This window comes from Psychrobacter immobilis, assembly GCF_904846175.1.
In the GTDB taxonomy this organism is placed as follows: Bacteria; Pseudomonadota; Gammaproteobacteria; order Pseudomonadales; family Moraxellaceae; genus Psychrobacter; species Psychrobacter immobilis_E.
The window spans coordinates 613,360-629,905 of sequence record NZ_CAJGZM010000001.1 but is presented as its reverse complement, the minus strand read 5'-3'; the positions used below and the strand labels follow the sequence as shown (position 1 = coordinate 629,905).

The window sequence follows — 16,546 nt, the reverse complement described above, 5'->3', positions numbered from 1 at the left end:
TGCAGGCACTTAGTTCAGTCGATTGAAGACAGTTTAAATAATCGACCTAGAAAGGTGCTAGGGTTTAGAACACCGCTTGAGGTAAAATCTAGCTTCGGGTGCGTTGCACTTCGATGTTGAATCCAAGTAGGATAAAAAATGACAGACTTGAATAAATCAAATGACAAAAATACCGATATCGATTTTGATGACAATATTAATACCGATACTAGCATTGCTGCTAAAAAAGTAATAAATACTACAGATGCTAATCTGCATAGCCAGCAAGTATCAATCAAAGCTTGGTCACAAAAACTACTTGTGGTGTTGCTATGCATGGCCAGCTTTTATGGCGGCTGGAAATCTTATGAGTCCAATATGGTCAATGAATGTACGGCTAATGGTGGACAAATGATTGAAGGTCAAAGAACCATGCTATGTCAGTCGTTGTAGGAAATAACGATTTAGATATAAGAGCTTGCCTATGTTAAAGCTCACCTTTTTGGGCACCTCAGCAGGGGTGCCAACCAAGCAGCGTAATGTCACAGCGCTTGCCATCGAGTGCTTGAATCCTTATAGCGCGGCGGCAAATCAACAGCAAAATAAAAAGTCGCGTCCTTGGGTTTTGATTGATTGCGGTGAAGGTACACAGCAGCAGTTATTGCATACCAAGTTATCTTTACATCAGCTCGAAGCGATTTGTATTACCCATGTGCATGGCGACCATTGTTATGGTCTGCCAGGATTACTGGCGAGTGCGGCAATGTCAGGACGCCGTGAGCCGCTGACCTTTATTGCGCCAAAAGCGATAGCAACGCTGCTTGAAGCTATTACTGTAACGACTGAACTACATTTTCCATTTGTTATTAACTTTATGGCGATAGAAGATTTGCTGTCTCAGCCAAATAGTAAAAATAAAGGTCAGGTAATGATCAGCTTAGACAATCAACATCAGCTGGTTATAGATATTCATCCTTTATCGCATCGTGTTGCCTCTTACGGTTTTGGACTTACGCAAACTATCAGCCGACGTACGCTTAATACCGATAAATTAACAGCAGCAGGTATTCCAGCAAGCGTACTGTGGGGCAGACTGCAACAGGGCGAGGATGTTGTGACCAAAGACGGACGTAAGCTTTATTCAGCAGATTATGTCGAAAATGAAGTGCAACGTACACGTGTAGTGGTTGCAGGCGATAACGATACGCCAGAATATCTAAGCGCTGCGGTGGTCGATACCGATTTACTGGTGCATGAGGCCACTTATACGCATGAAGTGTTAAATAAGATTCAGGCAAAAAATCCAGACTTTGATCCGATGCATAGCAGCGCACAGATGGTAGGTAGGTTCGCTCAAGAAAACAGCCTTAAGAATTTAGTTTTGACCCATTTTAGCGCTCGCTATCAAAGCTTTGATAATCCAAATAGTAATACACCCAATATGGCACATATCCGCTTAGATGCCGAAAGTGCCTATGCAGGCAATCTATGGTTAGCAGCAGATTTCGATCAATACATGGTAAGTGGCGCAATTGAGGCAGTAGATTTGATAGGCGAAGAAGAGGGTAGCCGCGTGCAGTATTTAGGCTCTGCACGCATTTATAAAAGATAATTTTTAGTCAATATTTAAGATTGATTGTCCTCAGCGGCTAATCGTGTCTGTCCTATCCAGTAGCGGCTAAACTGATATGCTACTCGTCCTGAACGTCCGCCGCGCTCTGATGCCCAACGTAAGGCCGCTGCTCTGATATTATCAGGTAGCGTCTTATTTTCTTCTTCATTATTACTTTCTTCGTCATTCGCATTATCTAGGCTGCGATTTGGTGAAAGTGATAAATAATGGCGCACGATGTGTAAGTAAGTGTTTTGATCCATTGGATGAAAGGACAACCATAACCCAAAGCGATCAGACAGCGATACCGTCTCATCAATGGTTTCGTAAGGGTTGACCTCATCGGTTTGACCATTATAAATATTGACGTTGTCTTTCATCAGCTGTGGCAAGAGGTGGCGGCGGTTACTGGTGGCATAGACCAATAACTTGTCTTGCTCTGAATCTAGCGAGCCGTCCAGCACACTTTTTAACGTCCGATAACTCTCATCTTGACCGTTAAATGCCAAATCATCACAGTACACCACATAGTGGCAGCCACAATCCGCTGGCAGCGCATTAATAGCGGCACGTATCTTATCAAGCACCCGCAGGTCATCACGGGCAATTTCAATAATACGCAATCCTTCGTTATGATAGGCTTGTAGCAATGCCCGAATCAGCGATGACTTGCCAGCGCCACGTGTGCCTGTCATCAAGACGTGATTGGCAGGATAGCCTTTTAGAAACTGGCGCGTGTTTTGTACCAGTTTTGCCTTTTGCGTATTGATACCATGCAAGTCATCTAAACTTAAAAATAAGTTAACTGCCAATGGCTCTAGATGCCCCTGATGACCGCCAACCCAGCGATAGGCTAGCTGGGCAGGATCAATCTCGATAGTTGGCGTAACCTGCTCTTGCAGATACTGCCCAAGTAAATCTAATAAATGTTCGGGTAGGGCATAATTCATAACGGTGTTAGTAGATTGGGGCATAATACTTAGTCGCTCATATAAATTAAAATGTCTTTTGGCATATTAGATAGATAGAGGCATCACTTTACCATGAAAAATAGTGGCAGTAATCCATCTACAGAAAAAGCGTGTGCGACGCAAGCAAGTACAGAAAGAATGTCTTCGAAACAAGCGTTACAAAGGCAAGCGCAGCAAATTCTGCCAGTACTGACTGGTTTATTCTTAGATTGGCATTATAGCGAGATAGCTCACCAGCGTATCAGCCAGCAAACTCATAATAGCGAGATTAATTACCAAGGTTTAACACGAGGCCAACATCCACAATTTGGGCAGGTAATGATTAAATGGCAGTTAAGTACTGATGCCAATCAAAACTCGGCTGATTTAATCTATGAAGCTGGCATTTTAAAATCTATAAATAGTTTATCAACCAGTAAAAATAACCTGAAAAGTCGCCTGCCCGTTATCGCTCCGCCAATATTAGCCTATGACAACCTAAGGGTGCAGATCTTAGCGCAGTCTTTGCCATTAACAATACTTGTTATGCCTTATTATCTAAATGGTAGCTTGGCAACTCAGCTTGACGTTCGAAATCATTCGTTATTAACCCTTCAACGAAAGCATCAGTTTATTGTGCAATCTGCCCAACTTATAGCCAATCTACATAACGCTGGTTGGTTACATAATGATATTAAACCTAGTAATATTTTGCTAGATGGTTTTTTGTCAAGTAATGCGGATAATAGCAGTATCATTCCTAATTTATTATTGACCGATTTTGCCTTAGCTGAGCCAATTAGTAAATCAGTAGGAGCTAGTCTTGCTGGTACGCCTGCGTATCTTGCGCCTGAGCGCTGGCAAGGGCAGGGCGCAACGGTGCAAAGTGATATTTATGCATTTGGAGTAATGATAACTGAGATATTAGTAGGCGAGCGACCATTTAATACAGACTCACTAAATGATGAGCCGTTAAGAGAATGGGCTATTCAGCATTGCCAACAGACTATTCCAACCTTACCGTTAGAATATAGTCGTTATCAAGGTATTGTTGATAAGGTATTGGCGAAGCAGGTTCAAAAGCGCTATCAAAGTATGAAAGAAGTTTTGAGGGATTTTTAATGATTAAATAATAGGTAAAGCGTATTATTGATAGTATTGGTAGAGCTGCTCAACAGATTTATCATTAACAACGCTTTGACACTGAGCAAACTGAGTATTAAAAGCATCTCTCAATTCATGAACCTGATCGACATTCATTTTGTCAGTATCAGAGTAATAATTTTTTGTGCCAATAGCATAGAGGTTTAATGTGTTTAACGCCTCATCACAAACCTCAAAAGGTGCAATCGTGGGCAGACGATTCACATTCACATTATCGATGATTCTATAGGTATTGCTAATGGTGCTTGCTAATAGTTTGTTATCTTGGTTAGCAGTCGCGCTTTCCATTCCCTTTTTTAGAACGGTTAATTTTTCTAAAAGTATCTCTGCATCATGATGAAAGCCACTAAATTTATCTAAGCTCATCATAATCTTGGTATTTGAGTCTGTATCTACACCAGATGAAATGTCAGCTGAAGTAGCGGGTTTATATAAACTGCGAAGCCCGACAAGACCACCTGCTAATATCACTAGTAGACCTATCGTTAGCCAAAATTCTTTATTCATGGTTTTAAACCAGTCATTTTATGCCTCTAATAGATGGTTTGATTTGCGCTAATGGCAGTCTTGTTAAGGATGACACTATTTATGAGGTATCGGTATTTTACATAAACCTCGAACACAAAAAAACCTGCTCAAAGGCAGGTTTTAATATTTGGTCTAAGATGTACTATCCGAAAATGGTGGGGCTGGAGAGACTCGAATTCACTACAACATCATTTTTTAATTTATAAGTTTGTCAGACTCTATGTTTTATAAGGGTTTATTGGTTATATAGGCGCAAGTTTTTAGCCCACGCTTAGCCCATATGATTTCAAGAATAATCAGCAAATTGATTAAAAAATATTTAGTTTTTATCTCTAAAAAAAATTGGGTGCATGCATGAATTGTATGTAATTAATGTAAAGTTATTGATTTTAAAGGTATTATTGAGTAATTTATAGGTAATATATAAGTAATTAAATACAAATATATAAGTAACATTACTTTTAGTAAAAATACTAATTAAATCATAGTCTTATTATTTAGTTATAATAACTATTACATAATAATACTTTTAGTCAGTAATCGCTCAAGCACTGAAAATAAAGGCTTTCAGATTAATAATACAGTGAATTACATTGCTTACATAGTATTCAAGACATGACATAATAATAGCCCTCACAAGTTACTGACTTGCGAGGGCTATTATTAGAAATAATTAAAATTAAATCCACAACTTCTTATTTTATTATATAAGGATTATTTACAATAACGCTTGAAAAGACCTTCTACCGCTCCTCTCGCTATATAGTCTTTATAGTTAGGATCACCAAGGCCGGGTTCAATGGCCATAGAATCTTTTAAGCTTATTGTACCGTTATCACCACGATCTATAAAAGATTTGCTTGGATAAGTGCAGTCTATTACCACCGCATCCTGAAACATACCTGAGTAGCCACGTTCTTCAACATAAAATTGTAGAAGATCAGGTTTTTTAGTCTTTTTATTAACCGACATGACATACATAGGCGTTGCATACCAAGTATTACTTCTATGATCTAGTGGAATATCATATATCTCTACTTCTTCTGTACTAAAATATTTTTCTGCTAAGACCCAACTATTCATGTTGTAGTAGATGCTCTCATCACGAGCCATCGCAACATTAGTTAAAGTCATACCAAGGCATAGAGCTACGATTGTTTTTGTTAATCTTTGCATAACTGTATCTCAATATAGTGTTTTTCAAAAAAAATATTTATAAGTAAAGTCTAGGAATAGACTTTATACGGGTCTTATAGATAATATACTAAATTTTTGGGTGATGAAATATTCAACTCAAGATTTAGATATACTATTTAAAAGACTGATTATATATTGGTTTTTGTACTTTCTAATGCCTTAGAAAGTCTATCAATTAAGTGCCTACAGTCTTCAGGAATAAATTTACCATAGTGCTTGTGGATCATGTCGGTATTAGCGTGACCTAGCTGCTTGGCTAAGCACTCCGCAGTAACAACGCCATTAGATAATACTTGACTAGCATAGGTATGAAGTCCGTTGTTCAGAAGCCTATAGCGACTGTTTTCTTTCCTATACACTGAATGTAGCGCTTAATATCTAGCTTTCAATATTATTGAACCTTAATCTATCTAAATTTTTTGATATTATATTAAGTAGCTTACTACGATCATCTGCACTAAGTTCTTCTTGTGTCTCCCAAGTATCATAACTTAGGATAAGATTAGCCCATTCTAAAAACCCTATTATTTCATCTTGAGAGTAATGAGATTTAAACTTTTCGGTGCTTAGACTAGTTACGATGTGAGAACTAACAATAGCAAAACTTTCTCTAGTGTATGTCATCACTTCATCAGCATGAATACTTATTTTTCCCACGTAAACATGACCGACGCGAAACTGCATACGATTATTATCTATATAGTTCTGAGCATTAAATAATGCTGCTATTAGAGGGTGTTCGGAACGTCTGACACCACCCTGCATACGCTCTACAATCATCTGCATTCTATAAAACATATTATATTTTCCTTTTCAGTTTTTTACCTGTTAATTGTATGTTGAGTACTGAAACTAAGTATCAAGCATCTCGCTTGAGAGAGCTTGCGATAGTCTACTAATAATGTGTTTAGAGTCTTCAGGTATGAACTTACCGTAATGCTTATGGATCATCTCAGTATTCGAATGTCCAAGCTGATTTGCTAACCATTCTGCTGATACTTCGCCTGTAGATAATACTTGACTAGCATAGGTGTGACGTCCATTGTTTAAGGGCCTATAAGGCACATCACATTGATCAAGATGTCTTTTCCAACGTTTTTCTAGTTGAGAATAAGTGTAATGACTATTAGTATTAGGATTGTGCCACAAAAATGTTAAATTTTGCTGACGATAGCTATGGTTATCTCTATCTAGAATGTTGATTGATGCAGGGCTATGGCTTGCTACTTTCTGACATTGGTTGTTTAAGGCCTCTAAAACGATAGGTAGTAGCTCAATCTGACGTTTGCGACGACGGTTCTTGGTTACGCGATAAACACCTTTTACAAAGCCTCTACTGATATGAGCATGACCTTTATGACGGTTAAGATCCTCGACTGCTAAGGGTAATAATTCATGACTCGATAATCCTGACCAAATCATAACAGTCCACAAATTTCTTAATGATATTTCTTTTTCATTACTTATGATAATGCTGATCTCTTCTCGTGTAAAAGGGTTTATATCGTCACTATCAGGTCTATTAAGTTTAATATATTGAGTAGGATCATTAGGGTTCTTCTGATGACGTGCCCATAGTGTCCATATGGTCTGAAACAAGCCTAATATATCCTTGATGGTTTTCGGACTTAGTGCTTGCATAAGCTCCTTATAAACCCATTTTTCAACGTCTTCAGCTTTAATTTTAGCGATTTGTTTATCGTTCCAATAGGGCGTAACATGATTTTCTACTTTACTCAGATAAGACGACCATGATGAAGGCGCAACCGTGATTGATGCTGTATCTATCCAAAGATTAATGTAATGTCCGAAGTAGGATTCTTTTTTCTTAGCCGAGTTTGGAAATATCTGATCTCTATCAAATACGCCTCTTTCTATTTGAGTTTTTATAGCATTTGCTAAATTTTGAGCATCCTTAATGTTTTTTGGTGTGGGCGGTGTATCGTACAGTGTCTCTCGATCTCTAACACCATCAATACGCCACCATACTCTTATACTAGTTTTAAGCTTTTCAATCCCGGCTGACATATATTATTCTCTTTTATTTTATAATTAGATAATAGGGTCTGTTTTAGACTGTTCGAAAACCCAACAACGTTTGCTTTTTTCAGTTATTCTTGAGCTTATAACTTTGTTTGCCGCAATAAATTTGAATTGACGTGACTTTTTCAGTACTTGTTCCATCTCTTTCTGCGGTGGTAAGTTATAACGATATTCATTAGATAATTGATATATATCTACTAAACTAATAGCTAGGAGATTTTCATCTCTTGAATGGTTGAGATGCGAACGTCTTATATGATGACCTACTTCGACTTGAGTATTAGGTATACTATTCAAGCTATATAAAACTTCAAAAAACTGAATGTTAAGTGCATGCTCAATATTTAGAGTACGATCACGTTCCTTAGCCATGTTTAATACCTCTTCGCAAACTTCAGTTTCAATTTTTGCAAGCTCAGGTAAGAGGTTAAGCTTAAATGCTTCGAATAATGCCAATAATTGAGCATGACAGTGAGCGACACGAAAGTTTTTTATACCCATGTCTTTAAGCCATTTTTCATGAGTCATTTTTGTTTTGAAAAAGGCTTCTAATATCTCGCTTTCAAGTTTGAGAACGTCCATTAAAAAGTGACTTACACTCTCAGTTCCTAGGCTTTCAATACACCGAGCAGCAATTTCAGTCTCAGTTGTTTGAGCTTTTGTATCGAAGAATAGGTGACAAATCCTACTCATAATTGCTTGAGAACCTACAACAGGCAAGTTTTGACTAATGACAACAGTTCCTCTAAATGGAGGCTCATAAACCTCATTACCTCCGTTTTTTACCCCACGTGTACCTATAGTGCCGCCATTAAATAAATTTTTTAATTCATCCCAATCGAATTGGCTATTACTGCCGCCAACTCCTGCACCATCACGATCTGACTCAATAAACACGCTTGGCATATTTGATACTTGCGATAATGAGCGTAAGCGGCCTGCCTTCGTACTCTTATTGGGATCAATTCCTTCATAGTCTTTACGACCTAAAAGTCGCCAAAAAAAGCTAAGCAGTGTTGATTTACCGGTGCCTGGCTCCCCAACAATCTCTAAGAATGGATACGAAGCTTGCTTACTGCGAATTTGTTGGGCAAATAAGCTTCCTATAAATCCTATTAAACTAATGACGCCTTTAGCACCCCAACCTAATATTAGATCCCCAAGCCAATCAACACTCTTTTTTGGTCGTTCTTCTATAGTTATAATCGGGCTAGAAGCCAATGTCTTTAGACTTTTATTGTTAGGTAAATCGAAGTAGTCGTCTTTATTCAGCAAATAAGATTGACCGTTGCTAATGGCAATGTTACTAAATACGTAAGTATTGTGTTCTTCACTAAAGCCAATAAAATCAATAGTTTCTACAGTTTTAATATCTTTAAGTAGATTAAGTAAGATGGCATTTAACTGCTTTGAATCACCTTGATAGATTACTCCTAGCGCAATGCTTAACAAACGCTTTTTAAACTCACTAGCAGTTGACAGTTGACTACCTGTAAACGTGTTTTTTGAAATACCCTTGATTGTCTTTATACTAAAGTAGTACCAACTTTCATCTGTGATTTGGTTACGTTGAAAATATAAAGCTTTAGGTTGACAATTCATAAGTAAAGTTAAGGTAATGCATGATTGCATCAAATCATCATTCCAAAGCTGATATGCTTCTTTAAATTCTTTTTCAGAAGAAAATTGGTCTTCATTAGGTTCACTATTTGCATCCGCCTTCTTTGCTTTGTCGAAATTTTCTATACTTACTTTTACCCAATAAGTAGAATGATTAAAAAACATAGAAAAATTTGTATTACCATAATAGTTGTAGACTAATAAAGCCTTATCTTTGGCGGTATTAGCAATTAAAAGTGCGCCATAAAACTTATAAAGTTGAATATCAGTTTTACTGAGCTTTTTGTCTTTGTGTAATTCGCTCCATTTTCTTGACTCATTATGCTCATTACTTGAATGCGCAGCTGTTGCTGTAAAACCTTGTTGGCGAGCAAGCGCTACTAAATTATCTGTTTGAGTTCTAGAAGTCTTATTATTAAGAGCGATTATAATTTTGGGATAAGATATACCGAGTTCATCAAGTCTGTTTTTAATTTGGATTATGGTAGTTTTAGGATAGTTATTGGCAGTGATATTACTGATTGCGTGAATGCCATTCTCAGTAAGTGCCATAGCATCAATAATACTTTCAGTAATCCAAAGCTCTTCAACATATGGCCATACTCCATTTGTCAAATTTAGCTTTGGAGGTATCCACGCTAGGCCTTTATAATTAAAGCCTATCTGTATTTTATCTTTATTTATATCTGACGTAGCATCTATAAGGCGCTCCCAATATCCAACTGTATTGCCTTCACTAGTAATATGAAAACGTACTGTCGGGCAAGTAAAGTCTGACTCGTAACTTTTATAAACTTCTTGACTATAGCTACCACGCCATTTTTCAATATTAAAACCACACTCGGACTGTAAATAAGCCTCTACAGTCGCACTTGGGTTCGTTATAGTAGTTGGAAAAGACTCATACCAATTATCAAAAATATCGGGGTAAAGTTGGATGGCTGATATTTCATAGTTGCAATCGCTTTTTAGGCCACATTGAATAAGGTAGGGACTGTTAGCATCAATGAATAATTCATTTTCAAAGCATGAAGGGCAACGACCATATTCAAGATGTTGACCATCTGAAGAAAATTTGAGTGCAAAATCCCCTATGAGACGAGTTATTAGCTCGTCCCGAGTTCGAATATTCATAAGTTTCATTGTTTACTCTTTAGATGCTATACAGATGGGTATTTATTGGAAGTAAAAATAATAATTAAATGCGGATTGATTTTTTAGATCTACATATTATGAACATTATTGTTTTCATTTATTGCTCTACGGAGTATAAGTAAAATAAATTCACTTACACTCAAATTATATTGAGCAGCTTTTTGAGCTAATAACTCTTGTTCCTGAAGAGTTGGATAGATATCGACGTTATTTAACATTTTTAACTCCTTCTTTTAGGTTTGTATTATCATGATAGATATCAATACTTGATAACTCTTGATTACGACCTTTCATGTAACGTCTCATAGCGACGAAGCTCATAGATCTTTGTTGCTCATTAGCTGTGTCTTTCAGCTCTGTGTGATCATCATCTAACAAACGAATAGATATTGAGACTCGCTTCGATTTGAGTAGCTGTTTCTTTGGTGTAGAATCTAGTGTATGCATGATCTGTTACCTTGTGCTTTGGTTTAAAGTGCTCTGCTTCGATAATTAAATTCTAATGAGTATTTAGGGGATATGCAAGCATTTTAATAGACGATTGGCAATTATTTTTTCATATGACGAACTTTACTGAACATGTGACAATCTTTACTGAACATATAATGACCAAATTTAGTTGTATAACTTTATTTTTTATATGTGATTAATATTTATCTGAGTTATTTTTTAAATTTTATAGGAGATTTATATGATTAATGAGAGTAACGAGTCGATTGGTAAAAGAATAGAGCTAGAAAAAATACGTTTAAATTTAAAAAACTCAGAGGTTTGCTCAGCGTTAGATATACATTTAAGTACTTATCGTAACTATGAGACAGGTAAGCGAGATATGCCTATTTCTCTCCTAGTTAAGCTACGCGCGATGGGCTTTGATGTTATGTATATATTGACAGGTGAAACATTGCGTGAATGGGCTAATGACCTAGACAGCGTTGTTAGGGGTGATGAAAAACCTTCTTTTGGTAAACGTTTGTTGCCAAATAGAGATGAAAATAGGTATGACGAAGTTTTGGAAAAATTAATTCTTGTGGAAGATACACTGCAAAGAGCGGGGGCTACGAGCATTACAGACTATACACTCAAGGATATCGTGCAGATAGCTTTAACAATGCCTTCTCTAAAGTAGAATGATAGAGATAAATTTTGGATATTCATTAAAAAAACCTACTTTAGTTTTATAATATTTTGGAAGCCAATATGAATAATGTCACACCATCTACCTTGCAACAAATTCTTAATGACTATCGTGAAGTGACTCAAAGTCAAAGGGACTCAGGTACGTTGTTCGAAGAGTTGATGATTAAGTATTTTGAGAATGAGCCAAAGTTTAAGTCTGAGTATAAGACTGTTTTAACCTATGCGGATTGGGCAGAAAAATATGAAGAAGAGCTGAATATACCTAATAAGAAGGACGCAGGTATCGACTTAGTGGCAACCAATTATTCAGGAGAGCATCACGCTATCCAATGTAAGAACTATATGCCTAGCCATAAGATGGCTAAGTCTGATATAGATAGCTTTATGAGCGCATCAGGTAAGAACTACTTCAGCTACAGAATTATCATCAGTACTGTTACGGATTGGACGGATAATGCAAGTAATATGCTTGAAGATCAGATGCCACCTGTAAGTACAATCAACTTATTCGATCTAGAACAGTCAGTGATTGATTGGGATTTGTATTACAAGAATCACGAAATAAAAACCGTCGAAAAATACGATCTAAGACCGCATCAAAAAAGCTCTCATGATGCGGTTGTCAAAGGTTTAGCCGATGCTGAAAGAGGTAAGCTGATTTTAGCTTGTGGCACAGGTAAGACATTCACTTCATTGAGAATAGCTGAGACTTTAGCAGGTAAAGGCAAAAAGGTGCTTTTTTTAGTACCAAGCTTAGCTTTACTTAGTCAAACATTGAACGAATGGACGCAACAAGCAAAGCTACCGCTAAGGAACTTTGCCGTGTGTTCAGATAGTGATATAGGTAAGCAAAAGATAAGTGAAGATGACCGCGTTGTGGCTATTCGCTCAGAGTTAGATTTTCCATCGACGACTAATGCGAAGAGTTTAGCCAATAGCATTAAGGGATTACATAATGATGAGTATATGACAGTCGTTTATAGTACTTATCATTCGATCAATGTTCTATCAGACGCTCAAATGAGTTACAACATTGGTGAGTTTGATCTCATTATATGTGACGAAGCACATCGTACTACGGGCGCAACCTTTGATGGTGAAGACGAGTCCAATTTCGTCATGGTGCATAATGATGACCATATCATGGCAAAAAAACGACTGTATATGACCGCTACACCGCGTATTTATAGTGAAGATGCAAAAGCGACTGATGGGGTCGCGGTTGTTTCTATGGATAATGAGAAGCTATTTGGTCGAGAGCTATTTGTACTCAATTTTTCCACTGCGGTCTCGTTGGGATTGTTAGTGGATTATAAGGTAATTGTTTTAAGCGTTGAAGAAAGTGTGATTAACCGAAGATTACAAACGTTACTTCAAGATGATAATAATCAGCTTAATGTGGATGATGCTGCCAAAATCGTTGGTTGTTGGAAAGCTTTATCAAAGCAAGGTTTAGAAGGTCAAGGTGACCCAATGCAGCGAGCAGTTGCTTTCTGCCAAGTTATCAACACTGACTATAAAGGTAAAAAACACAAGGTATCTTCTAAACTCATATCTGAGATGTTTAGTGATGTTGTTGAGGCTTATCAACAAGCTGAAATTGCTGCATTACTAGAAGCAGATGAAAACGCAGTTATATCTAAATCGCTAACTTTATCCTGTAAGTCTGAGCATGTTGATGGCAGTATGAATGCTAGTAAAAAGCAAGAAAAGCTAGATTGGCTAAAACAAGACCTAGAAGATAATACTTGTCACATTCTGTCTAACGTACGCTGTTTATCTGAAGGTGTGGACGTACCTGCACTTGACGCTGTGATGTTTATGACGCCAAGACAGTCACAGGTTGACGTGGTGCAGTCCGTTGGCCGTGTGATGCGTAAGGCCCCGGGAAAGACGCAAGGTTATGTTATCTTACCTGTTGTCGTTCCTGCAGGAATGGATCCTTCTGACGCGCTTAATGACAATCAGGTATATAAAGTGGTATGGCAAGTACTTAACGCCCTACGCTCACATGATGATAGCTTTGACGCTATGATTAATAAGCTAGAGTTCAATGGTCGTGACACTAGTAAGATGGAAGTCATAGCAATTACTGATAAAGTTCAGAAGAGAACGAGTGGTGGTGGTAAAGGAAAGGGTAAGCCCAAAGGTAAGGGTCGTGGTATCGGTGGTGGAAACAGAGGCGTAGACGCTTTACCTGAACAGTTGCCAATGGATTTTGAAGTTGGTGAAATCGAACGCGCCCTATATGCCAAGGTCGTCAAAAAATGTGGCAACCGACATCATTGGGAGGATTGGGCGAATGACATCTCTAAAATCGCCAATACTCATATTGATCGTATCAAAGCTATCTTAGAAGATGATAGCCATGAAAAGGAAATCGCATTATTTAATAGCTTTGCTAACGAGCTACGTGATGATTTAAACAGTAGTATTACTGACGAAGAAGTAATTGAGATGCTAGCACAGCACTTGATCACTAAGCCTGTCTTTGATGCGCTGTTTGAAGAATATGAGTTTGCCAAGAAAAATCCTATATCAGTTGCCATGCAAGATCTGCTTAACGTGATGCAATCGCACAATATCGATAAAGAAGCCAAGACGCTGCAGTCTTTTTATGAGTCAGTAAAAATGCGTGCTAGCGGTATTCATAGTGCTGAAGGTAAGCAGCGCATCATCCTTGAGTTATACGATAAGTTCTTTAAAAACGCCTTCCCACGTATTACTGAACGTCTAGGTATCGTCTATACACCTACGGAAGTCGTAGACTTTATCATCCACAGTATCGAAAACGTCTTAAATGATGAATTTGGTTCTAGCCTCGCTGACGAAAATGTCCATATTATCGACCCTTTCACCGGCACGGGCACTTTCGTCACTCGTCTATTGCAGAGTGGCATTATTCCTAATGATAAGCTAGCTCATAAGTACAAGCATGAAATTCATGCTAATGAGATTGTGCTACTCGCATACTACATTGCCTGTATCAATATCGAAACGGTCTATCACTCTGTGATGATTGGCGACACTACAGACAACTCTAAGAGTAATGAAGTCGGTTATGAACCTTTTGAAGGCATCTGCCTAACAGATACCTTTGAGATGTATGAGAAAGAGGACTTGGTCAGTGAGCTATTAGAGGATAATAGTGAACGTCGCAAGCGCCAAAAGGCTTTAGATATTCGGGTAATTATGGGTAATCCGCCATATTCAGCTGGTCAAACTAATGCTAATGATGACAATGCCAATGTTGCTTACCCTGCGCTTGATGAGCGCATCCGAGAAACGTATGCAGAGAAATCTACAGCCACTAATAAAAACTCTTTATATGATAGCTATATTCGTGGTATTCGTTGGGCTTCAGATCGTATTGGCGATAAAGGGGTAATCGGATTTGTTACTAATGCAGGTTTTATTGAAGGTGGTACAGCTGACGGTATTAGAAAATGCCTAATTGAAGAGTTTAGTGACCTATATATTTTTCATTTGCGAGGCAATCAGCGTACTAGCGGTGAACGCTCTAGAAAAGAAGGCGGTAAAATTTTTGGGTCAGGTAGTAGAGCACCAATTGCTATATCCATTTTAATCAAAAACCCTGACGCTAAACATTTAGGTCAGATAAAAATACATGATATTGGAGATTATCTAACTCGCGAACAAAAACTAGAAACAATCACTAGGTATAAAGATCTTAATGGTGTCACTGAAACAGATAGTTGGCAGCATATTGTGCCTAACGAATTTGGTGACTGGATCAACCAACGCGATCTTAATTTCGATAATTACATATCTTTAGGTGATAAGAAAGATAAAAAAGTTACAACCATATTTCATACTTATTCTGCAGGAGTAAAAACGAATAGGGATGCATGGATATATAATTTCTCACGTAAAATACTTTCTAATAATTTAGATACTACTTTGAATACATATAATCGTGAATTGGCTAAGTTACAAGATGTTGAAAAGTTTCTTGGTAAGAATGATATTGAGAATGATCCAAAACTTATTAGTTGGAGTGGTGGTCTTGTACAGTCTTTAACCCGACAGGAAGTCATAACTAAAAACCTAGAAAATATAACTACTGCTCTGTATAGACCTTATACTAAAACGTTTATCTATTATGATAGAGCCCTTAACGAAAGGGTTTATCAGTTCCCAAAGATTAAACCTTCAGCTGATCTTGATAACTTAGTTATTTCTATAGTGGGATTGGGTACTACTAAGGATTTTTCTGCATTGATGACTGATACTTTACCTGATATTCAGTTAATGGGTAATGGTCAATGCTTTCCCTTATATTTGTATGAAAAGATAGAAGATGACGAAACATTTAAAGGAGCAAACTTTGATTTATTAACAGATTCTAAGCAAGAACTTGTAAATAGTGCGTATACCGTAACTGATAAAAATGGTATTCCGTTATATAAACGTACAGATGCCATTACTAACGAAGGACTAGCTCATTTTGCCAATTACTATAGTAGCCAAATGAATGAAGGCGATAGCATCACTAAAGAAGATATTTTCTATTATATTTATGGACTTCTCAACAGTGAAGACTACCGTGAGCGCTATGCTGAAAATCTCATGAAGCAGCTACCAAACATTCCAAGAGTTAAGAAATACAAAGATTTTATCGATTTTAGCAAAGCCGGTCGTAACTTAGCAGACTTGCATATTAACTACGAAAACGTAGATATGTACCAAGGAGTAAAGTTCAACTCTAAGCTTACTAACCTAAAGCTTGCAGACGGACAAAATTGGGCAAAATCTAATATAAGCGATGATCAGTTTTATGTTACTAAGATGAAGTACGCTAAGCGTAAAAATGATGAGACAGGTAAGAATGAAGATGATCCTACCAAAATCGTTTATAACAATCAGATAACGATAGAACATATACCTGAAGAAGCATATGACTACGTGGTAAATGGAAAGCCCGCAATTGAATGGATCATAGAGCGTCAATCTGTTAAGACTGATAAAAATTCTGAGATAACTAATGATGCTAACGATTGGGCGCTTGAGACCATGAATAACGCACGCTACCCGTTAGAGCTACTACTGCGTGTCATCAACGTGAGCTTAAAGACTCAGAAGATAGTGAATGGTTTGCCTGATTTGGTGCTTGAGTAAATGTATGTTTTACAAACTT

12 protein-coding genes are annotated in these 16,546 nt (G+C 37.5%); 5 read left to right on the top strand and 7 right to left on the bottom strand.

Annotated features, from left to right (window positions below; translation table 11 throughout):
- The first annotated feature begins 138 nt into the window (after positions 1-138).
- Both JMW39_RS02520 and JMW39_RS02515 read left to right on the top strand, forming a co-directional pair.
- Complete coding sequence (locus JMW39_RS02520) at positions 139-432, top strand: hypothetical protein (RefSeq protein WP_201543465.1); 294 nt, start codon at positions 139-141, stop codon at positions 430-432.
- A 31-nt stretch (positions 433-463) separates the two neighbouring features.
- A complete protein-coding gene (locus JMW39_RS02515; RefSeq protein WP_201543463.1) occupies positions 464-1,591 on the top strand; it encodes a ribonuclease Z in 1,128 nt (375 codons plus the stop codon).
- A gap of 14 nt (positions 1,592-1,605) precedes the next feature.
- Here the strand turns inward: JMW39_RS02515 and JMW39_RS02510 are convergent, their stop codons facing one another.
- A complete protein-coding gene (locus JMW39_RS02510) occupies positions 1,606-2,565 on the bottom strand; it encodes an ATP-binding protein (RefSeq protein ID WP_227679144.1) in 960 nt (319 codons plus the stop codon).
- Between the two features lie 69 nt (positions 2,566-2,634).
- On the opposite strand from JMW39_RS02510, the gene JMW39_RS02505 reads away from it, so the two are divergent.
- A complete protein-coding gene (locus tag JMW39_RS02505) occupies positions 2,635-3,663 on the top strand; it encodes a protein kinase domain-containing protein (RefSeq protein ID WP_201543461.1) in 1,029 nt (342 codons plus the stop codon).
- A gap of 24 nt (positions 3,664-3,687) precedes the next feature.
- Here the strand turns inward: JMW39_RS02505 and JMW39_RS02500 are convergent, their stop codons facing one another.
- The 6 genes from JMW39_RS02500 to JMW39_RS02475 form a co-directional block, all read right to left on the bottom strand.
- Positions 3,688-4,212, bottom strand: coding sequence for a hypothetical protein (locus JMW39_RS02500; RefSeq protein ID WP_201543459.1), 525 nt, complete (start codon positions 4,210-4,212; stop codon positions 3,688-3,690).
- A 735-nt stretch (positions 4,213-4,947) separates the two neighbouring features.
- Positions 4,948-5,409, bottom strand: coding sequence for a hypothetical protein (locus JMW39_RS02495; protein ID WP_201543457.1), 462 nt, complete (start codon positions 5,407-5,409; stop codon positions 4,948-4,950).
- 399 nt (positions 5,410-5,808) lie between these two features.
- Positions 5,809-6,228, bottom strand: coding sequence for a hypothetical protein (locus tag JMW39_RS02490; protein ID WP_201543455.1), 420 nt, complete (start codon positions 6,226-6,228; stop codon positions 5,809-5,811).
- Between the two features lie 54 nt (positions 6,229-6,282).
- A complete protein-coding gene (locus JMW39_RS02485; RefSeq protein ID WP_201543454.1) occupies positions 6,283-7,458 on the bottom strand; it encodes an Arm DNA-binding domain-containing protein in 1,176 nt (391 codons plus the stop codon).
- Between the two features lie 24 nt (positions 7,459-7,482).
- Positions 7,483-10,236, bottom strand: a complete 2,754-nt coding sequence (locus tag JMW39_RS02480; RefSeq protein ID WP_201543453.1) for a toprim domain-containing protein — start codon at positions 10,234-10,236, stop codon at positions 7,483-7,485.
- Between the two features lie 219 nt (positions 10,237-10,455).
- Positions 10,456-10,695, bottom strand: a complete 240-nt coding sequence (locus JMW39_RS02475) for a hypothetical protein (RefSeq protein WP_201543452.1) — start codon at positions 10,693-10,695, stop codon at positions 10,456-10,458.
- A 244-nt stretch (positions 10,696-10,939) separates the two neighbouring features.
- Between JMW39_RS02475 and JMW39_RS02470 the strand changes: the two genes are divergently transcribed.
- On the top strand, positions 10,940-11,377 hold the full coding sequence (locus tag JMW39_RS02470; RefSeq protein WP_201543451.1) for a helix-turn-helix domain-containing protein: 438 nt from the start codon (positions 10,940-10,942) through the stop codon (positions 11,375-11,377).
- Positions 11,378-11,448: 71 nt separating this feature from the next.
- Positions 11,449-16,527, top strand: coding sequence for a DEAD/DEAH box helicase (locus tag JMW39_RS02465; protein ID WP_201543450.1), 5,079 nt, complete (start codon positions 11,449-11,451; stop codon positions 16,525-16,527).
- Positions 16,528-16,546 lie beyond the last annotated feature (19 nt).